Below are 19,699 nucleotides of genomic sequence, written 5' to 3' on the forward strand. Positions count from 1 at the left end.
GGTGAAATATGATGACAGACATACAAACAAAAGTACTAGATGATGAACGTGTACAAGAAATTCTTCAGGGGCTCACCCAAGGAAAAACCCGTGATGAGTTAGCTGAGGAATTTGGACATAAAAACTATAAAACGCTTGATATGTATATGCGTAGACGCGACTTTGAATGGGATAGTGACAAGGGGATTTATAAGCTAGCAATGGAGAAACCAGAAACCGCTATGATTGATACAAGTAAAGCCTATCGAATCATTCAACTCATTGAACAGCAAGAAGAACCCAATTTACAGCGGATTGCACAATTGATGGGCTTTGAAAGCTATAAGGCACTTGCCGCATACATGGGAGCCCATCATTACAGTTGGTCGAGCGAGCAGAACAACTACGTCAAGCAAGTTGTAGTGGAAGAACCTTCGCCCCAATCTGCTCCTAAAATACCGTCAGAACCGTCACAAGCAACAGCGACTATATTGTCGCAACTGACGGTAAATACGGAGGAAGAAGGTCTTGCAGAATATTTCTCACTTCTGAAAATGTTGAAGAACAATGAACTACGTTTGATGAATCTGCTACAACCGTATGGAGTGGGAGGTCAAATTCCGCGCTATACGATTCCAGGTGTAGCCAAAACAAAGACAGTGCAGATGATTCATTCATTGGATCAGATGGTGACTGATTTTGCGAAGGAGAAGAACATGACGCAGCGTGATGTGTTTGAAGTAGCGTTGATTGATTTCTTCAAACGTTATGGGTATGAGCGTCAGGTGGAAGTATTATTGAAATGAATGGTGAAAAAGATGAAGTGTAGCCTTCAAATGCGGCTACACTTTTTAGTTGTAGTAGTATATGGTTTTATCACTACAAATTATCGAGTTTCCTCTATATGTATAGTGTGTTCTATTGTTTCTCTTTTTTTGATTTAGTATTGCTTACCTACTTACAGCAACTTTTATCTTTGATTTTCTATTGAGCAACAATTGATGATTGTGAGAGATGTTGTGTTTATTGGGTTTGTAGATTGCAGAAATTCAGGTTCCATTAGTGCGATTAACGCTAAAGAAATTAAAGTAGTGTTTAACCAAAAAGTAACAGCTGCTACTGCTGAGTGGGCTGTAGCAACTGCCGCTGGTACTATTACAGTAAAACCAACAGGTGGTGCTGCAATTTCAGTTACTTCTAAATTAGCTGCAGATGGCTTATCTGCAACTCTTACTTTAGATGGAGTAGCAGTATTAGCTAACTCAACTGGTTATGATGTAACTGTTGGAACTGGCGTACTAAATGAAAAAGGTGAAGGCTTAAAACAAGCTTCAACAGCAACTTTCCAATTTAATGACAAAGTAAAACCTACTGTAACTTCTGTACAATCAGTGAACGGAGATGTTGTTGTTAACTTCTCTGAGAAATTGGCTGCAACAGCTACTACTGTAGTAGTAAACGGTCAATCTCATTCAGTTACTCCGACTGCTGGAGCTACTAAAGTTACTGTACCTAAAGCTAACTTCACTGGTGCAGCAGCACTTGAAGCTGGTAAAAATTATACAGTAGTTGTAGCTGGTGCAACTGATTATGCTACAAATGCAATGGACTTATATTCAGGTTCTGTAACTTATGCAGTTGTAACTGATACAGTGGCTCCAACAGTTTCTTCAGTAACTGTAAACAATGAAAAAACATTCACAGTAGTATTCTCAGAGGAAATTAAACTTGCTACACCTAATACTCCAATAGCATCTGATCTAGGTTTAACCCTAACTACTGGTGCTGGTGTATTAGCTGGTGGTGCACCTACTGTAACTTCAACAGATAATAAAACGTTTAAAGTTACTTTAGCGGCTACTCCATTTGGCGCTAATGATACTTCTAAGGCAGTAACAGCTACATTTACTGGATTTAAAGATACTGCATTAAACTTAGGAACTACAACTTCTCAACAAGTAACATTTACTAAGGATACTGTAGCTCCTAAATTTGTAAATGCTGAGTACAATGCAAATACTAATAAGATTGCTTTCAACTTTGATGAAACTTTATTAGCAGCTTCAACTGTAACATTAGCAGATGTAACTATTGTTAATAACGCTAATGGTCAAACAGTAGCAACTGCTGTAGCTTCTGAAGCTGTTGCAGCTAACTCTAAATCAGTAGTGTTTGATAACGACGCTGTAGCAGGATTAAATTTAGCTAATGGTAGCTATACTTTCCACTTTGCAACTCAAGCAGTGACTGATGCTTCTTATGCAGCAAATAAATCAGCTGGATTCTCTACTCCAGTTAATATCACAGGTTCAGCTACTGTTAAACCTACGTTAACTTCTGCAGTTGCTAATGCAACAAATGAAATTACTGTAACTTATGCAACAACAAAAGTTAAAGGTGGTAATGTTGCTGGTTCAGCAACTGATGCATCTAACTATAAGTTAAATGGTAAGGCATTACCAACAGGTACTGTATTAACTATTGATGGTGCAAATCAAGTTGTAAAAATTCAATTACCAGCAGGTTCAATTGATGCTTCTACTACTCAAATTCTAACGATTTCTGGTGTACAAGCATTAGGTGCTACAGCTACAATTGATACTTTAAACACTACTGTTACATTAACAGATACAAAAGCTCCAGTTATTACAGGTGCAGCAGTAAACGCATCAGGTAACTTAGTATTAACATTCTCTGAGAATGTTGTTGGTGCAGGTGCACCAGCTGCTACTACTCCAGTTGACGGAGATTTCATTGTAGCTATTAATGGAGCGGCTTTAGCTGCTGGAACTGATTTCGAAGTTGATGCAACAGCTTCTTCTAAAAATCAAGTTGTTATTAAAACAAAAGGTACTGTAAGCTTTGCAACTGGTACAATCACTGTTAAATCAACAGGTACAACTGGTGCTGATGCTGCAGGAAACAAAATTTCAACAGTTGAAGTTGTTACAGCAACTCGCTAAAATATGGATACGCCCGAAAAATAACGGCAATAAATCCATGAATAATTAGAACAAGTCTCCTTCAAAAGTCGATGAAAACTCGATTTTTGAGGGAGATTTTCTTTTATATCTAGACTTCATTATTCTTACAATTTAAAAGTGTTGTCGCCTTCAAAAACTAAATCCCTAGTAGAATCTGGATACGCCCGAAAAATAACAGCTCAAAATCCATGAATAATTAGAACAAGTCTCCTTCAAAAGTCGATGAAATACTCGATTTTTGAAGGAGATTTTCTTTTGAATTATACTTTGTAAATTGTCAAACCTAGATTCGGCAATTAATCCGCAACAAATTCAGTTTTAATCATATATTATATTCTTGAAGTATCAATTTTAGCCCTTCATTCCAACTGCGGAGTGAAGGGCTATTTCTATTTTCAAGGAGGAAATCACATGGAAGAAAATCAAAAGAAGCAACCAGCTAAACGCATTCAACTAGTCGATGTCGTACTCGAAAGAAAGGGATCGCAACTGTTCAGTGGCAGACGTGTACGCTCACCAGAAGATGCCGCAACCATCATCCGTGACTTCATTGGAGACAGCGACAGAGAGCGCTTTGTGGTGTTAGGAATGTCAACGAAGAACGAGCCACAGGTGCTACAAGTCGTTCACACTGGCTCAATCAACGCATCCATTGTACATCCGAGAGATGTCATGAAAGCGTTGATTCTAGCAAATTGTGCAAGCTGCGTAGTAGGGCATAACCACCCTTCGAATGATGTAACACCATCACCAGAAGACATTGAAGTGACTGAAAGATTAGTAGAAGCAGGAAAAATACTTGGCATTGATGTTCTTGACCATGTCATTTTGTCTTCTCATTCATTTTTATCATTAAAAGAGAAAGGCTATATGTAGGTGCTGCCCATGAATACAATCTTACGGATTTCAGAAGTCTTATTTCAAAAGTACGGTTACTATGTTCCGATTTCCGAAATCGGTTACGAGAGCCATTCTTTTTACAAAGAGGAAATTGATGAACGGTTAGTACCAATGTTTGTGCTGGAGCATCTTGAAAATCTAATCCAAACAGAATCTGCTAACTACACTGATGCAGAAGGTAATTACTATTTAGTCATTCAAGTGGAAACAGACCAACCAGAGCCATATGAGGTTTGGCTGGTAAATGACGAAGTAGTACCTAATTTTACGGATATGGAGGATGAGCAATGAGTATATTTGATAAGCGTTATGTCACAGTAACAATCAATCAGGAAACGTACTTTCGAGAGGTTGGTATGGATGATGAGTTAGGCGTAAGAATGGCAGAAGATGAGTTCAACAATATGATTTTAGATGCTGTGTACAATGAAATCATTGAAGAAGAATTCATGGTGAATTTCCAGCAGGTGAATACAATAATTCAGACGATCCCGAATGTACTTGACCGTCAAATTCTGCAAAACTTCTACAACTATGCAGTACGGGTAGATGGCGTAGAGTAAGTAGCTCGCGACAAAAGTAAACGAAATCTGACGACAAAAGTAAATTGGCTACCAACCGAAAAACAGAAGTTCATGCCGAACAAGGTATGAGCTATTTTTGTGTGCAGAAAAACTAACGACAGAATTATATAACTGGCGTGAGTGGCCTCGGTACAAGCTCATTTGAAAGGAGAGAAATCTATGTGGGGAGAATTATTAAAAGTAGTACTAGTTGCAGTTGTTGCCGCTGTTATTGATTATGTCATTGAACGGTCTGAGCAACGATTTAGCTTTTCATGGTAATCAACTAACGGAACTTGTAGGGAGTGGGTGAAGAATCAATCAATTTCTTCTCCTACTTTTTTTAGTTTTCATTAGTAGAAAAGGACAGTGTCGTAATTTAACGATTCATTGTAAGCAAAGTTATGAAAGTAGGGATTTCAGCGATAACAGAAAGGATGAATGATATGGATTTAAAAATTAACATTGTGGAACGATTTCAAGAATGGTTACAGGAAGAAGGAAAAGCGACAAAGACAATTGAGAGTTACATAACTGATGTAAAGTTGTTCCAACAGTATTTGGTCGATAAAGATGCCGATCCAGATGTTTTACTGACACGTTTTTATTTTACGAGCTACTTGAAGCAACTGGAGAAAGAGTGTTTAGCCATCGCTACAATCAACAAGAAAATCAATTCCTTAAAGGTGTACAATGACTGGCTGATTCAAGAGAAGATAGTAACGGATAGTGTCATTCGATTAAAGCGAGACAGGCTAAAAATAGCGAATGGTTCAGAAGCAGAGGTTAGTGTACTAACACCTGAACAAGTGGATGCTCTTTTATTTCACGTAGAAAAAGAGAGTAATCGGAATAAGCTCATTTGTTATTTACTACTCTTTACAGGTGTTCGAGTGAGTGAGCTCGTTAATTTGAAACTAACGGATGTGGATCGACTGACTGCTCAACTTTCTGTTAGAGGTAAAGGGGGCAAGTTTCGGGACATTCCGTTGCGAAAAGATGTGCTAGAGGTGCTGGAGCAGTACGTCAGCGGAGAGCGAGCTGCCAACAAGTTTGCGGACAGTCCTTTTCTTCTTCTGAGCCAAAGAGCAGGCAACATGCACAGAGACGGAGTGAGACGTTTTTTGGAACAAACAGGACAGCAACTAGGCTTTCACATCCACCCGCACATGATGAGACATACTTTTTGCACCCGTTTATTAAAGGCTGGTGTGGAGCTAAGTACGGTGAGCCGATTGGCGGGGCATGCCAATTTCAATATGACTGTTAAGTATTATATTAATACATCGAAAGAGGAAAAGCAGAATGCAGTAGACTTACTGTGAAGTAAGTAACGGCTAGCCAATGAAGCTAACCGTTCTTTTTTTGATGTTGTGTAATGAGTTCGTCTAAAAAAGCAGAGACGTTAGTAATCTGACCAGTAGATTGTAATTGTTTTACATAGTCCAACTGTTCTTTCTGTAAATGAGCAGTAAATTTAATGTGATTTGCCTTGTAGGTGTCAGCGACTTCTTTTTTTGGTCGACCTCTTTTTTCAACGTACCCAGCATTTTTGAGTCGACCTAAAATGTTCGTCATTTGTTGTTCTTGAAAGTGAATTCTCTTTTCCAGTTGTTTGTGTAGAGCTGAATTGTTTGTTGCTGCAAGCTGTTGCTTAAAGTCCAGTAGGTTTTGTTTCACATCGTGCAAGGATTGCAGCTGTTGTTGGATGTACTGTTCATTTTTTTGATTCGCCTGTTCTTTCCATATTGCTACTTTATCCTTTGAAAAAATGACTTTCCCCATCATTTATCACTCCATTAAAATAGAATAATAAGTTGTTAGAATATTTTTGGTCGACTAAAAATCATCGGAAAGGTATAATGTGGAAAATATAGTTGGCATTATAATACGATAACTTGTAAGGAGTGTTAATTTTGAAGGAAAAACAAGTTGAAACTAAGAAAAAAAGTCTTTCAGCGATTGCAAAGGAAGTAGAGGATGAATATTATAACGCTAGTGATATAGATGGGGCAAGGGGTGATAAGCCAATAGTGTCTGATCGGACTTTAATAAGAAACTTCAAAGCTGTTTTAGCAACATTAAATGTAGAAAAAGATCGCTTTAAAGATTCAGAGGGAAATTATCTAATCAACAAAGGTACTGAACCATTAATGAAAGCATTTTTAAAGGAAACTAGAATTAAAGGGAGTTACTTTTTTTATGCGAAACAAAATCGTGCAAAAGAAGCATCACATGAAGAAATCATTGCTACTTATATAAGAGTTAAGGAAGCGATTATAGACCAAGTAGATGAAAAAAGATTACAGGTGATGTTAAAGGTATTAGATAAAGCGATTGGCTATTCGTATGCTGTAGAGCAAAAAACAATACAAGAAGCATATGCTGATATTATTTCAAATCTTGAATCATTAGAATACCCAAATAAAGTAAAAGCTTTAAGGAAATTAAGAAAGCAGCTTGTACCACTTTTTGAGGAAACAAAATCATCTATAGTTAAACAAATTGAAGCTAAAGAAAAGGAAGAAGCACCTGGAATTTAAATAAAACTAATAAAATTTACCACTGTCTAAGCAGCATAAACTACTGAGTTTATGCTGTTTTTGTGTGTTCTAAAATTTATTACCCAGTGCTCATGACAAAATTAATTGGGAGATGTCATAGCGAGGAACAGACGAAAAGGAATATTCTAATATTTGTAATCTACTACAACCAAAAAGGGAGAGAAACAGAATGAGTAAGAAGAATAAAAAATGTAAGAACGAGAAAGTGGAATTAGGCGTACAGGCGTATCCTGCGGTATCAAAGAATTATACAACTCAATTTAATATGGATTCACCTGTTTATGACGGAATAGACTCTGAGTTCCATACTTTAGTGCTAGGGGGCTTGAAGATTGAAACTGGCTCAATTGCGGATAGTGATATCCCTTTAATTTCACCTAAAGTACTGAATTATATGGGGAATACTTTTCCAAATTTAGAATTAGTAAAAGTAAATAAAATGGAAAATAATGAAATTTCACTGGAGTATAGGGCTACAGAAATGGAGCATTATGGTTCATTTGATTGGCTAATAAAATGTGAGTTGGAAGCAATACATGAATCCTTAGAGCAATTAATCGTAGACAATTTATTAACGGATGTGAAATTAGCTATTGATATCTATGTTAATTACTAACCAAATTGGAAGGTTGATTAGCGCCAAGCAGTAATGAAAACAATGTTTAATTCAAGTAGTCAACGTATGTTGGTTACTTGAATTAAACAGATTTGAAAAATACCTAGTCTTTAGACTAAGAAAATGGAGTGTGCCAAATGCTAACAAAAGAAAACCCGAGTGTCAAATCAGCGCGTGAAATATTTATGAATACAATTCCATCAAGTAGGTATGGAGTAATTTTAAACACAGCATCAGATGTGATTAATAATCCAGCTAGTCCAGTAATTCATGCAATTACAATGGAAGCTTCTTCATTAGTCGATGAGAAAGTCATTACAATCCTACCTGCAATTCAAACGTTTATGCAATGCTACTTTGAAGATTACGATCTGATGGATTCAGACCTAGTAGATGGAAGTTTGATTCTAACGTATGGAGTAGTGAATTTTAATTACTACGATTCACTGTCAGACTTAATTTCAAACGAATTGCATCCGATTCATGAGCCATTAACGAAGGTGATTGAAGATCACTTACTGAACAATGTTAAATTAACTTTCGATATTGAATCATATTAAAAAGGAGCTAATCAATCATGAATAAAGTAACTAATCGTAAGAAACCAATTAAAAAAAGGCTATTTGTAAAAAGCGCTCAACCATTATCATCAAGTATTGATACAGTCAATGAAAATCAGTCGCTCACTACCGATAACCAAACAACACTAGCTAAAACGGAGGAAATTAAATTGAATGAAACTCAAAAAGCAGAACTAGAAACACTAGAGTTACAACCAAACATGGCAACAGAAATAGACGAGGTTGGACAAGCTAACCTTGAAGCCACATCTGCCTGTTTGCAACAAAATGCAGAGCCAGAACAACCAACGTTGCCAACAAAATCTATAAAAAAGCAACCAGTAAAGGTAGTAGAAGAAAAGCAAGCCGATATCATCATCAATCTTGCGAAAGATTTTAAGTTCTTTACCAATGAATTAGAAGAACCGTATGCGGCTATTCAAATAGACAATCATTGGGAAGTCCTTGATATGAGAAGTAATAAGTTTAAATTGTACTTAACGAAGCAATTCTTTGAAATTCAACGTACTGCACCTGGTTCCGATGGACTTAACCAAGCACTGCAAGTTTTAGAGATGAAAGCTATTTTTTCGGATAGTGAACATAAGCTTCAGAGAAGAATCTCGGGGGAACAAAACAACTTCTACTATGATTTATGTGATGCAAATTGGCGGATTGTACAAGTAAACGCTGATGGTTGTCATATCGAATCGAATCCACCAATTTTATTTACACGCAATAAAAATATGGATCAACAGAAAGAACCTGATTTTTCTGTTGGACCTAAAGAGTTAGTAACACTTGTGAGGAAGCATTTTCGCTTCAAAAAGGAATCTGATACACTGCTCTTCTCCGTGTATCTTGTCACTTGTTTCTTACCACAAATTGCGCATGTCATTCTTGTGTTATCTGGTGAGAAAGGTGCGGCAAAGTCAACTACAATGCGTATGGTAAAGAAAATTGTTGATCCTGCTAAGCAGGATTTACTATCGATGCCTACATCTAAGGCAGATTTAGCAATTTATCTTAATAATAGCTATATGCCATGCTTTGACAATTTAGATACTCTTTCAGCGGAGAAAAGCAACATGTTGTGTATGGCTGCGACTGGTGGAGCATTCACGAAACGTACACTGTATTCAGACAGTGATGAAACGATTCTGCAATTCAAACGGTGTGTAGGGTTAAATGGCATTAATGTGGTAGCAACTCGACCAGATTTATTAGATCGTTCAATTTTACTAGAATTAGAACGCATTCCAAAGGGTGAAAGAAAAACAGAACACGCTATTTGGAAAGGATTTGGTGCAGATTTACCTCGGTTTTTAGGTGCTATTTTCAATACCATTTCCGCGGCTATGACTTTATATGATGATGTTGAACTGGATGAAGTTGGTCGTATGGCAGATTTCACTTACTGGGGCTATGCGATTGCAGAAGTACTTGGAATAGGTGGAGATGAGTTCCTGCAATCGTATCTCACGAATCAAGATACTGCGAATGAAGAAGCAATTAGTTCACATCCAGTTGCAGCTGCGGTTATTGCTTTCATGAAAAATCGTAGCACTTGGGCAGCGAGTGTTTCTGATTTAGTGAAAGAGCTAGAAGTAGTTGCAGAGCGTGAAAGTATTAATACGAACGTTAAGTCATGGGCAAAAGAATCCAATGTGTTGAGTCGACGTCTAAAAGAGGTCAAATCCAATCTTGAAAATGTGGGTATTTTCTATGATATCCGACATGTAGGCGATTATAGAAAAATCACTTTGCGAAATAAAGGAACAGCAACTCCTGAGAATTCGGTTTCAAGGAGTACACTGCAACGACCAGCTACAGATGCTCTAGAAGATGATGATTTATTATCACTGGATGGAAAATTAGACTATTGCAATTAATCCACCCTATTTCCTTTTTATTTATCGTCAGTACTGACAGTTTCGTACTTTTAAACGAATGTCGATACTGACGGTATTTACGGGACAAATAGGTAGAGGAATCGAAAATACAGAAATTTGAGACATATATTATTAATAAGATGGTAATAAAACACAAAATTTAGGGGGCTCATTCATATGAATATTTTAGCTGCATCACAAGCTAATCAAAAACAACTAGAACAAACGAATGCAAGTAAAGAAACGCAACGAAGCTATCTTTATCAGCAACAAGAATTCGCAAAATTTATGAATGCAATGTACAATGCACCGATTATGATGGTAGACATCACACTGGACGATGTTGAAGCCTACTTCTATCATCTTCAACATGAGCGAAACTGGTCAGTCGCTAGTGTCAACATATCCATCAGCGCTGTTCGTAAGCTGTTCCATTTTGCAGAACGTAAAGGATGGATTCAAAACAATGTCATGCTACACATTGACACACTCAAAAAGCAAACGGCAGAACGGGACTTCCTATCTGAAATTGAGATGAAGAAACTAATCCGAGCTATCGATCATCCACTCATTCGATTAGTGGTGCTTACATTAGCATACTCAGGACTTCGTATCAGCGAATGCTTAAACCTTACCCTTGCCGATGTAGATTTTGATAAAAACGTCATTCGCGTTATCAATGGTAAAGGTGGGAAAAACCGTACTGTGCCACTTGCAGGAAATCTTGCAGATGAACTACTACTTTATCGTGATACAAAACGTCCAAGTGTCACATCAGACAACTTCTTTGCCCTTAAGAAAACAGGTAGTATTTCTGACAAATACGTCAATCGTGAATTAAAGATTGCTACTGAGAAAGCAGGTATCGACAAAAAGGTGAGCTGTCATACACTTCGCCATAGCTTCGCTTCATCTTTAGTGCGTCATGGCACGGATCTTCCGACAGTGGCGAAATTGCTCGGACACTCCGATTACCGCACTGTGACAAGTATTTATGTACACAAAGATCAATCTGAACTAACAAATGCCGTTAATCAATTATCTATCTAAAGGAGTGAAAAAAAGATGACCAATCAACAAGTAAATGTTTTAGAAAATGAACGTGTACAAGAAATTCTACAAGGACTTACTCAAGGTAGCACTCGGGATGAACTTGCTGAGGAATTTGGACATAAAAACTATAAATCACTCGATATGTATATGCGTAGACGCAACTTTGAATGGGATAGTGAAAAAGGGATTTACAAGCTAGCGATGGAAAAACCAGAACTAGCTGTTATTGATACTAGCAAAGCCCATCGAATCATTCAGCTCATAGAACAGCAAGATGAGCCAGACTTGCAGCGTATTGCTCAATTGATGGGTTTTGATGGCTATAAGGCACTTGCCGCATACATGGGAGCCAATCACTACAGTTGGTCGAGCGAACAGAACAACTACGTCAAGCAAGTTGTGGTGGAGGAACCTTCACCTCAGTTTGTCCCTAAAATATTGTCAGAACCGACATTGCCGATACTGACGACAAATACAGAGGAAGAGGGTCTTACAGAATATTTGCCACTACTAAAATTGTTGAAGAACAATGAGCTGCGTTTGATGAATTTGTTACAACCATATGGAGTGGGCTGTCAAATTCCGCGCTATACGATTCCTGGTGTTGCAAAAACTAAGACTGTACAAATGATTCACTCGTTGGATCAAATGGTCACAGATTTTGCAAAGGAGAAGAACATGACGCAACGAGATGTGTTTGAAGTAGCGTTAATTGATTTCTTCAAACGTTATGGATATGAACGTCAGGTGGAATTGTTGTTAAAATAATATTTTGAGTGTGGTGAAGGAATTTGCCACACTTTTTTTGAATTTAAACTGTAAATAAGAAATTACTAGCGTAATACGATTTATAGATACTTGTAAAAGGAGAGGATATAAAATGAGTAAATTGGTTGAATGGAAAGATAGAATGTTTAAAGACGGGAAGTTTAATAAAGAAAATGCAGGAGCTGTTATTCAAGAAGCAGGTGTAGGTGCAATTGAATTAGCATTCGATGGCATTGCAGGTACTTTTTTAGGTGGAGCAGTAAGCATCAAAAATACACTAAAGCAAAATCAAATAAATGACAAGCTAAACTTAGCAGTAAGTACAATTGAAGAACGACTTGATAAGGAGAATATCAAAATCCAAGATGTGATGACTTATTTAGCGATGGAAGAAATGCTGTTAGATCGAATTGAAAATGAAGTTGAAACGGCAAAAATCAAGCTATTTGCTAATCAATTTGTTACTGGTTTAATGCAGGGAGAAATGAATGTAGAGGATTATTTGGAATATCATGAAGTGTTGAAACGTTTACGTTTAGCTGAAATTCGACTACTTAAACACGTTTTTATTGAAAGAAATTATGTAGTCGTAGAGTCTGAAAAAGGTTTTGGAAGAGTGAAATATAATACTGAAAATATTAGTTTTCATAACAGAGTTCGAAATAAATTAGTTACATTAGGTATTATTGAAGAAACTGCAGTAGGTACAATTATCGATGAGGATTTTATACTAAGTGATTTTGGGCAAGGATTAGTTGAATATTGTAAACTACGAGTAGAGAATTTAGCTGAACAAGCATAAAGTATAATGAATTGGACTTAGAATTAGTCTTTTTAATTCGTGATGAGATTTATGTACATCACTTTGATGAAGATTATTGGGTAAGCCATATCGTAAGACGATTTCAACAATCGTTAGCAATTTAAAATGTAGTAGTCGTGTATTCGTTAAGAATACGCGGCTATTTTTGTAGATGTAAAAGGTTTTACCACTACAAAAAAATATGAGTTTCTTCTATTATATAGTGTTTTATATTGATTTACTTTTTTTGATTTAGTATTGGTTGTCTACTTACAGCAACTTTCACCTTTGTTTTTCTATTGAACAACAATTGTACTTATGACAAATTATTGAATTCACTAGGCTTCTGTTTTCTAAAAATTGAAGTTCCCTTTGTGCGATTAACGGTAAAGAAATTCAAGTGAAATTTGCTAAACCAGTAGCTCCTTCGACAATTGTATCAGGAGGTAAATTAGTTGCTGCTAAAGTAACTTTAACTGGCTTAACTACTGATGCAACTACTGATGCAAAACTAGATTCAACAAATACTGTCTTAACAATTACATTAAATTCTGGTGAACAATTAGTAAAAAATAACGACTACACGTTCACAATTTCAGGTGTAACAGATGCAGAGGGTAAACCATTCCCACACTACGCTTCGGCATTAACAGCTACTGAAACTGTAGCACCTGCTATTAAATCAGTAACAGCTACAACGAAAGATACAGTAACTCGTACAGTAACATTAACGTTAACTGAGCCAGTTGCTCAGCCAACTGTTAAAGTGAATGGTAAGTTTGCTGGTGTTGCAAAAGTGTCTGATTCAGTTTACACATTAACTACAACTGAAGATTTAGAAATCGACAAATCTTACGAAGTAGAAGTTATTGGATTAACTGATACTCTTGGTAATGCAGCAGCTAATAGCTTAAAAACTAACGTTACTGTAACACGTGACACAGCAAAACCAACATTTACTGTTAAAGCAGTGAACGAAAAAACAATTGATGTAGTATTTGATAAAGAAGTTACTGCATCAAGCATTGCTGTAGATTCATTCAAAGTAACTAAGTTATTAAATGATGGAACTACAAACCAAACAATTGCTCAAGCAAATCTAGGTGCTTTACAAGCAGATAAGAAAACAGTTCGTTTAACTTTATCAGGTGATGTATTTGATAACGCAACTCAAACATCACGTGAAATCAGTGTAGCGGTTTCAGGTATTAAGGATACAGTTGGAAATACTGTAACTGCAAAAACTGAAAAATTAACTGTGACTCGTGATGCTGTAAAACCAACAATTACTTCTGTAACACAAACATTTAATAATGCAACTCAATTAAAAGTAGTATTCTCTAAAGCTGTAGCTAGTATGGGTACTTCTGCAGGTGATGTCTTCACAGTAGTTGATGCTAATGGCAATCAGGTATTAGTAGGTGGCTCAGCTGTAACAGCATCTGTAGGCTCAGCAACATCTACATTAACAGATGGTCAACACATTGCAACTGTTACGTTAAGTGCAGCTCTACCGAAATCTGGAACATATAAACTCGTTGCAAAAGAGGGTTCAATTTCAGATACTGCAGGTAAAGCTAATAAAAATGATGCACAATCTGTATCATTCGCTTACACAGTTCCAACAGCAACTATAGGAACTTTAACAGCAACAATTACAAATGATAAAGATGGCTCAGCAATAGGGACAGCTGTTACTGAATCAGGAGTGGCTGCTAATCGTGTAGCTTACGTTGAATTCAATCGTGCAGATGTAGTTAATGGATTTGATGCTTCTACAGGAACGTATCAAGCAGGAGCAGCGGATAATCCAGCTAACTATACAGTAGCTGGTACACCACTTCCAGAAGGAACTGTAGTTACTTTTGTAGCAGGAACAGCTGCTAATAGTAATAAAGCAGGTGTGAAACTTGACTTTAATGCAGTGGCGGATAAAGACTTACCAACATCATTAAAATCAGGTGGTAAATTGGCTATTAGCGTGGCAAATGTTAAAGCTGAAACTGGAGCAGCGTTAAGCTACACTACAACTGAAATAGATGTTAAAGATACAACAGCTCCAACAGTAACAGCTGCATACTTGAGTGGAGATGTTTCTGAACAAACAGTATTTCTTGAATTAACTTTCAGTGAAACAGTAAATATTTTATCAGCTGTTGAAGGCGAATTCACTGTTAATTTCTCTAAGAAAACTGATGGTACACTTGGTACTGCAGTGGGTGATAATGCTGTAGCTGCAGTGTATAAATCATCTGCTGATGAAACTAAGGTTGTTATTAAGTTAGTTCAATCACCTGCACTTGATATTGATTTAACGAAAGCCGTAACTCTTAATGTATCTGGATTAAGTGCAATTACTGATAAAGCAATAACACCTGTAAATTTAGCTGCTAAATCAGGAATTGAAGTCTCTGTATTTGCAACGGAATAAAATTAATTTCATAAAATAAATAAATAATTCTAATGATTAAACACAGTTTTAGAACGAATATAAAGCCTTGTAGGAATAAATGCCTACAAGGCTTCTTTAATTTTTATTGTTTAAAATTTCCAATTGGATTCAAAAGATATATATTTTCTAAATATGCTAATCGTTTTTAGTTTAATCAAGTATTGATTACCTAAATTAAAATTTTATTTAACAACTAGTTAAAAAATCCAATCTAAAGTGATATCTTCTATTAATATTAAGTTATGCAAAAGAATTGTTAAAAATCATTTTCCAAATTGGCGTTAGTGTAATTTTTACCTTTTGTAGAAATATCTACTCGTTAATTTTTTTAATTACTTTCTGTGTTTTATTTTGAAATATTTCCCTTTTCTTGTGGGATCCGGATATTCAGTTAACAACTGTGCTATTCTTTTTGAATAGCCAACAATATGATAAGCCCTTTCAATTTCTCTTTCTTCTTTAAAAAATATAATTTCTGGTTCAGTATTACCTTCAAAGAACCATATTTTTCCTTTCTGATCAATAGCAAAATCTATTGCTAATTCATCTAAGGAATAAGGATAAAAGCTATCAATATGTTCAGTAAACTGGTAAGCTAGGTTTTGCAAATTTTTAAATAACTCATCTCCATTTTCTTTACCATAGTTTTCACAAAGAAATTCGTTACCCTCTATTGTTGTTACACCTTCATAATTACTTATATCAATACCTTGTTCTGCAATATCTGCAATAACTTTTAGAATTATCCATTGGGCATTGGCATTTCGTATTAAATGAACCCGAACATGGAATGTTTTTCCGTCGTTTGTAGAAGATTTAATAAATGGCTGTATAATGTAATTCCCTTTCTCAATAAGATTAAGTATAATTTTATTAATATCTTTCAAGTTTAGATGATATGTAATAGTCTTTTCTTGTAAAGAGTAATTACTTCTATTTTTAGTTACAACTAAAATACCGTTCCCTTTTGCTTCATTATCTGGTTTCAAAACTAACTTTTTATTTTCTTTCATCATTTTATAAAAATCGCTTAACAGTCTTAATCGCTTGGTTGGAATAAGTAAATGAGAAAGTAAATTTGCTTCTTTAATTTTGCAATACATTTCATATTTATTATTAATTAGATGTGAAGTGAATGATATTTCTGCTTGCAATTTTAATTCTTTATCAGGATATCTCAATTTATTGATACCTTGGTTAAATTCGTTAATAGCAACGAGAGGAAAACCACTCTCTTTTTTCACCCAATGTCCGTTTTCATAGTAATCTCCCAAAATTTTATTAGATTCAAAATCTACATCCTCAATTCCAAAAAAACATAGCTCTACATTTTGTTCAAATGCTTTTTTTAGATAAGATTCCAGTCTATACTGGTTTAATACCTCAAACGGATGTTCATGACTATAAACTCCAATTAACATTGTTGCACCTTCTCATTCTGTAATTAATATTTTATATAATCTTATGATTCTGTACCTCTTATTAATTCTTTTACTAAAAATAATTTTAGATAAGTCAGAACAATACCCATCCACTAATATTCTTACTTTAAACCCTTTCAAATTTCTCGATTGTTAGATATGTACTTTGTGCAAATAGAGGATATACATCAAAATTTTTGAGACTATTAAGTTAATTTTTTATGTTGCACAAAGTCTATTTTGAGATTTCTAAATACCTAATAGCCCATCAAAGTGAAAAAACTTTGACCAACTAGATGGAATTTGGAAAACTCAGTTTTTATTATGCTACTGCGCGGCAATTTTCTCGTACTCTTCAGGTGTGAAATATACAATGCTCTGTGAATGCTCCTTGCTATTGTAGCAGCCTTCATTACATTTAAATAAGGTAAACTTTATGATAAAATAATGAGTTAATTTCGTATTACTTTATGGGTTTGCCAAAAAACTGTGCTTGTATATTGTGAATGTAAATCTGTGTGTAAAATAAGTCTGATGCTGGTTATCTATAGTCTCTCAACATTTATCTGGTATGATGGATTAGTGTACCAAAATGATAATGCCTAATACTTTTGTTTAAACTCCTTATGTACCTTTTTTGTTCCATCCTCTTATAATCTTAATTCTAGTGAATTAAATGAAATATGTCCACTTGTCTATGATGCATTCAAGGTATTGTGGCTATAGATTGATATATCTGGTGTACAGTTTGTAAGTGTTTTTTGATACCAAATTGTGAGCCAAACTTATATTTTTTATGTATACATATTATGTATAAACTACATATAATGGTTATGATAAATTGAAATTCTAAATGAGGTGAGTTTTTGAGGAAATTAGTGTTATTAAGTTGCTTGTTCTTCTTCTTTGTTATGAATCCGCATACTATTTTTGCAAGTGAACCGACCTTTATAAAAGAGAATGTTCCATTAGATAAAGTGTGGACCATTACGTTTAATCAAGAGGTTGATTTTTCGACAGTCAACAACGAAAACATTTATGTAACGGATCGTTACGGGAATAAAATCAGTACTTTTTTCGGGAATGAAATGAATACACCTAAAAATCAAGTGAAGATATCTAGTACCAGTGGATATGCCTATTCCACTGAATATCAATTGCATCTCACACAGAATCTAAAAGATAAGAACGGAAATAGTCTGAATAAACCTACCGTCCTAAAATTTAAAACGATAGACAATCCAACCATAGGTGATATAAGTAATATACATACAGCTGAAGAATTGTCTAATTATCTAAATGCTCATTATTCAGTGCTCGATACTGCGGTAGGAAAATGGGGAATGAAATTTACATCATCAGGATCACCGAACAGTAAATTAAGGATTGTCACGAGTTGGCAAGGTGGTTCACCTTATACCTTGCATTACGATGATGATGAGTTAGAAGCTTTAGAGTATGGCAGACCGATTACTAATGAAGAAGCTACCTTGGTGAAGAAGCAGTTACGAGACTTCCAACGAGAAGTAGCGACAATTGCGATGGCTGTTTTTCCTAATGCAGTAATCGAGGGTGGCTATTATCAGGGGGGATATAAATATCCCAACTTACAAGTTGGCTATTGGAGTTTACCTTTCCTAAGTTGGAAAAACTTTTATGGTGATGGTTATGATACTACCAATACCACTAGAGAATTTCATTGGTATCCTAAAAATGATGATTACAATTTTGTAACGGATCAGCCCATAAAGAAAATTTATGTGATTGATCCAACTACAGGGACATATATCGCATATGAAGATACCAACAAAGTTATCAAGCTAAAAAAGGGTGAACAAGTTCAATTTGCCTTTGATATTCCAGTAGGTCCCGATTTAACGTATTCAGAAATTGGGTTAAGTTATACCTATTCCGATTATTCCAAGAAAAATATCATTTCTATCGATGATATGGGCAATATCACTGGTAATAAGGCAGGAGAGCAAAGTATAAGTGTATCTTACTATTGGGATCCTTACGTCTACCATTACTTTACGATTAAAGTAGAAGAATAAGGTGCTTGCTAAACTTTCTATCATTCCTTTTTGAAAGGTATATTTTTTTACCCTAATATACCAACCATAAATTAATGTTATTTCATTATTTATCCAAAACCGTTCTTGTGGAGAGAGAGAATATCGTTTAAAATATACAATATCAGTAAGAAATAGATTAGCAGGAGGATACGTATGAAGAAAAATATAGGTGTACTATTTTTAGCGATTTTCATGCTTACTACGATTCATTTACCTACTAGTAATACCGCTTCTGCTGCAAGTGATACGTTAGAGGTTGGTATTTACGTTGATGGGAAGTATCATATTAAATTTGCAGACTTTAAAAAGTTAAAGACTGCTGATAAAGCTAAGTTACTCATGAAGAATGGGGTTTACGTTTCTTTAGGAAAACAACTTGTTGAAGCCAAAAATATTTTTACAATGAATGATAAACAGTTAGAAAGTTCTAAAATTACGGTAGCTGAATATTTAAACATAATTGGCGGAGGGCAGACCTCAGAATTTAAAGTAGAATCAATTGAGTAATAATTTTGAGACCAGTTGAGGAGAAAATCTTCAACTGGTTATTTTATCTTGGGGAAATGAATGAATTAATTTAGACCATATAGAGATAGGAAGTTTTAAAAGTGAAATTGAAATTGATGAGTGCCCTCATGATGGTACTCCTATTAACAACAGGATGTACAGATGATAAAACACCACAGAAGCAAGAAAAAGAAGCTGAAGAATTTCTAGAACAATTAGAAACTACTAAAAATGAAACACTTGAATCGCAAGTAGAGAATGAAAAAGCGTTCATAGAGCACCAACTATTTATTATGGAAAAATTAGATATAGCGGGTGGAAAATTTGTTGTAGGGAAAGAAGTAAAAGATGACGAGGCAAAACGTCTCGCAGAAAAATATGCGGAACAAATGAAAAAAGAATATCCCAATCTCGCAGTAGTCATTACTATTATCCGTGATGGGAAAGAAATCACTAGTGTAGAGTTAGATTAATCGGCAGAAAAATGTAAAGTCAATGAAGGGTGTGCGTATAGTAATCGCCACCCTTTTAGTAAATTGTTATGAGTACTTTAATATTAAAAC

At 35.4% G+C, this 19,699-nt stretch carries 19 protein-coding genes; 17 read left to right on the plus strand and 2 right to left on the minus strand.

Annotated features, from left to right (window positions below):
- Window positions 1-8: 8 nt before the first annotated feature.
- From MHB40_RS03145 to MHB40_RS03170, 6 genes are all read left to right on the plus strand, one after another.
- Window positions 9-785 carry a hypothetical protein gene (locus tag MHB40_RS03145; protein ID WP_342533886.1) on the plus strand — a complete coding sequence of 259 codons (777 nt, stop codon included), beginning with the start codon at window positions 9-11 and terminating at the stop codon, window positions 783-785.
- 195 nt (window positions 786-980) lie between these two features.
- Window positions 981-2,942: an Ig-like domain-containing protein gene (locus MHB40_RS03150; RefSeq protein WP_342533887.1), complete on the plus strand. Its 1,962-nt coding sequence runs from the start codon at window positions 981-983 to the stop codon at window positions 2,940-2,942.
- A 432-nt stretch (window positions 2,943-3,374) separates the two neighbouring features.
- Window positions 3,375-3,839 (plus strand): JAB domain-containing protein, encoded by a 465-nt coding sequence (locus MHB40_RS03155; RefSeq protein ID WP_342533888.1) that lies wholly within the window; start codon window positions 3,375-3,377, stop codon window positions 3,837-3,839.
- A 9-nt stretch (window positions 3,840-3,848) separates the two neighbouring features.
- On the plus strand, window positions 3,849-4,154 hold the full coding sequence (locus MHB40_RS03160; protein WP_342533889.1) for a hypothetical protein: 306 nt from the start codon (window positions 3,849-3,851) through the stop codon (window positions 4,152-4,154).
- Window positions 4,151-4,426, plus strand: a complete 276-nt coding sequence (locus MHB40_RS03165) for a hypothetical protein (protein ID WP_342533890.1) — start codon at window positions 4,151-4,153, stop codon at window positions 4,424-4,426. Before MHB40_RS03160 ends, MHB40_RS03165 begins: the two co-directional genes overlap by 4 nt.
- A 446-nt stretch (window positions 4,427-4,872) precedes the next feature.
- The gene (locus MHB40_RS03170) at window positions 4,873-5,751 is read left to right on the plus strand and encodes a tyrosine-type recombinase/integrase (RefSeq protein WP_342533891.1); all 879 of its coding nucleotides are present in this window, start codon (window positions 4,873-4,875) and stop codon (window positions 5,749-5,751) included.
- Between the two features lie 25 nt (window positions 5,752-5,776).
- Here the strand turns inward: MHB40_RS03170 and MHB40_RS03175 are convergent, their stop codons facing one another.
- Complete coding sequence (locus MHB40_RS03175; RefSeq protein ID WP_342533892.1) at window positions 5,777-6,214, minus strand: hypothetical protein; 438 nt, start codon at window positions 6,212-6,214, stop codon at window positions 5,777-5,779.
- Window positions 6,215-6,342: 128 nt separating this feature from the next.
- On the opposite strand from MHB40_RS03175, the gene MHB40_RS03180 reads away from it, so the two are divergent.
- The 8 genes from MHB40_RS03180 to MHB40_RS03215 all read left to right on the plus strand — a co-directional run bounded on the left by MHB40_RS03180 (window position 6,343) and on the right by MHB40_RS03215 (window position 15,112).
- The gene (locus MHB40_RS03180; protein WP_342533893.1) at window positions 6,343-6,969 is read left to right on the plus strand and encodes a hypothetical protein; all 627 of its coding nucleotides are present in this window, start codon (window positions 6,343-6,345) and stop codon (window positions 6,967-6,969) included.
- 190 nt (window positions 6,970-7,159) lie between these two features.
- Window positions 7,160-7,606, plus strand: coding sequence for a hypothetical protein (locus MHB40_RS03185; protein WP_342533894.1), 447 nt, complete (start codon window positions 7,160-7,162; stop codon window positions 7,604-7,606).
- Window positions 7,607-7,743: 137 nt separating this feature from the next.
- Window positions 7,744-8,166 (plus strand): hypothetical protein, encoded by a 423-nt coding sequence (locus MHB40_RS03190; protein WP_342533895.1) that lies wholly within the window; start codon window positions 7,744-7,746, stop codon window positions 8,164-8,166.
- 17 nt (window positions 8,167-8,183) lie between these two features.
- A complete protein-coding gene (locus MHB40_RS03195) occupies window positions 8,184-10,058 on the plus strand; it encodes a hypothetical protein (protein ID WP_342533896.1) in 1,875 nt (624 codons plus the stop codon).
- A 177-nt stretch (window positions 10,059-10,235) separates the two neighbouring features.
- The gene (locus MHB40_RS03200; protein WP_342533897.1) at window positions 10,236-11,108 is read left to right on the plus strand and encodes a tyrosine-type recombinase/integrase; all 873 of its coding nucleotides are present in this window, start codon (window positions 10,236-10,238) and stop codon (window positions 11,106-11,108) included.
- A 15-nt stretch (window positions 11,109-11,123) separates the two neighbouring features.
- Window positions 11,124-11,879 carry a hypothetical protein gene (locus tag MHB40_RS03205; RefSeq protein ID WP_342533898.1) on the plus strand — a complete coding sequence of 252 codons (756 nt, stop codon included), beginning with the start codon at window positions 11,124-11,126 and terminating at the stop codon, window positions 11,877-11,879.
- Window positions 11,880-11,991: 112 nt separating this feature from the next.
- Entirely contained in the window at window positions 11,992-12,681 is a 690-nt protein-coding gene (locus tag MHB40_RS03210; protein WP_342533899.1) for a hypothetical protein, read from the plus strand.
- Window positions 12,682-13,081: 400 nt separating this feature from the next.
- On the plus strand, window positions 13,082-15,112 hold the full coding sequence (locus tag MHB40_RS03215; RefSeq protein ID WP_342533900.1) for a hypothetical protein: 2,031 nt from the start codon (window positions 13,082-13,084) through the stop codon (window positions 15,110-15,112).
- Window positions 15,113-15,465: 353 nt separating this feature from the next.
- Here MHB40_RS03215 and MHB40_RS03220 read toward each other — a convergent pair whose 3' ends face one another.
- A complete protein-coding gene (locus MHB40_RS03220) occupies window positions 15,466-16,554 on the minus strand; it encodes a YheC/YheD family protein (protein ID WP_342533901.1) in 1,089 nt (362 codons plus the stop codon).
- 866 nt (window positions 16,555-17,420) lie between these two features.
- Here MHB40_RS03220 and MHB40_RS03225 point away from each other — a divergent pair.
- From MHB40_RS03225 to MHB40_RS03235, 3 genes are all read left to right on the plus strand, one after another.
- The gene (locus MHB40_RS03225) at window positions 17,421-18,608 is read left to right on the plus strand and encodes an Ig-like domain-containing protein (protein ID WP_342533902.1); all 1,188 of its coding nucleotides are present in this window, start codon (window positions 17,421-17,423) and stop codon (window positions 18,606-18,608) included.
- 174 nt (window positions 18,609-18,782) lie between these two features.
- Window positions 18,783-19,136, plus strand: coding sequence for a hypothetical protein (locus tag MHB40_RS03230; protein ID WP_342533903.1), 354 nt, complete (start codon window positions 18,783-18,785; stop codon window positions 19,134-19,136).
- Window positions 19,137-19,237: 101 nt separating this feature from the next.
- Window positions 19,238-19,609: a hypothetical protein gene (locus MHB40_RS03235; protein ID WP_342533904.1), complete on the plus strand. Its 372-nt coding sequence runs from the start codon at window positions 19,238-19,240 to the stop codon at window positions 19,607-19,609.
- The last annotated feature ends 90 nt before the right edge of the window (window positions 19,610-19,699 follow it).

This window comes from Lysinibacillus sp. FSL K6-0057, assembly GCF_038630885.1.
GTDB lineage: Bacteria > Bacillota > Bacilli > Bacillales_A > Planococcaceae > Lysinibacillus > Lysinibacillus fusiformis_F.

Bases quoted from the DNA above. Each gene is read 5' to 3' on its own strand.
- MHB40_RS03160 (WP_342533889.1), top strand. From the start codon at position 3,849: ATGAATACAATCTTACGGATTTCAGAAGTCTTATTTCAAAAGTACGGT.
- MHB40_RS03145 (WP_342533886.1), top strand. From the start codon at position 9: ATGATGACAGACATACAAACAAAAGTACTAGATGATGAACGTGTACAA.
- MHB40_RS03205 (WP_342533898.1), top strand. From the start codon at position 11,124: ATGACCAATCAACAAGTAAATGTTTTAGAAAATGAACGTGTACAAGAA.
- MHB40_RS03150 (WP_342533887.1), top strand. From the start codon at position 981: ATGATTGTGAGAGATGTTGTGTTTATTGGGTTTGTAGATTGCAGAAAT.
- MHB40_RS03200 (WP_342533897.1), top strand. From the start codon at position 10,236: ATGAATATTTTAGCTGCATCACAAGCTAATCAAAAACAACTAGAACAA.
- MHB40_RS03190 (WP_342533895.1), top strand. From the start codon at position 7,744: ATGCTAACAAAAGAAAACCCGAGTGTCAAATCAGCGCGTGAAATATTT.
- MHB40_RS03230 (WP_342533903.1), top strand. From the start codon at position 18,783: ATGAAGAAAAATATAGGTGTACTATTTTTAGCGATTTTCATGCTTACT.
- MHB40_RS03185 (WP_342533894.1), top strand. From the start codon at position 7,160: ATGAGTAAGAAGAATAAAAAATGTAAGAACGAGAAAGTGGAATTAGGC.
- MHB40_RS03195 (WP_342533896.1), top strand. From the start codon at position 8,184: ATGAATAAAGTAACTAATCGTAAGAAACCAATTAAAAAAAGGCTATTT.
- MHB40_RS03220 (WP_342533901.1), bottom strand. From the start codon at position 16,554: ATGTTAATTGGAGTTTATAGTCATGAACATCCGTTTGAGGTATTAAAC.
- MHB40_RS03210 (WP_342533899.1), top strand. From the start codon at position 11,992: ATGAGTAAATTGGTTGAATGGAAAGATAGAATGTTTAAAGACGGGAAG.
- MHB40_RS03175 (WP_342533892.1), bottom strand. From the start codon at position 6,214: ATGATGGGGAAAGTCATTTTTTCAAAGGATAAAGTAGCAATATGGAAA.
- MHB40_RS03155 (WP_342533888.1), top strand. From the start codon at position 3,375: ATGGAAGAAAATCAAAAGAAGCAACCAGCTAAACGCATTCAACTAGTC.
- MHB40_RS03165 (WP_342533890.1), top strand. From the start codon at position 4,151: ATGAGTATATTTGATAAGCGTTATGTCACAGTAACAATCAATCAGGAA.
- MHB40_RS03170 (WP_342533891.1), top strand. From the start codon at position 4,873: ATGGATTTAAAAATTAACATTGTGGAACGATTTCAAGAATGGTTACAG.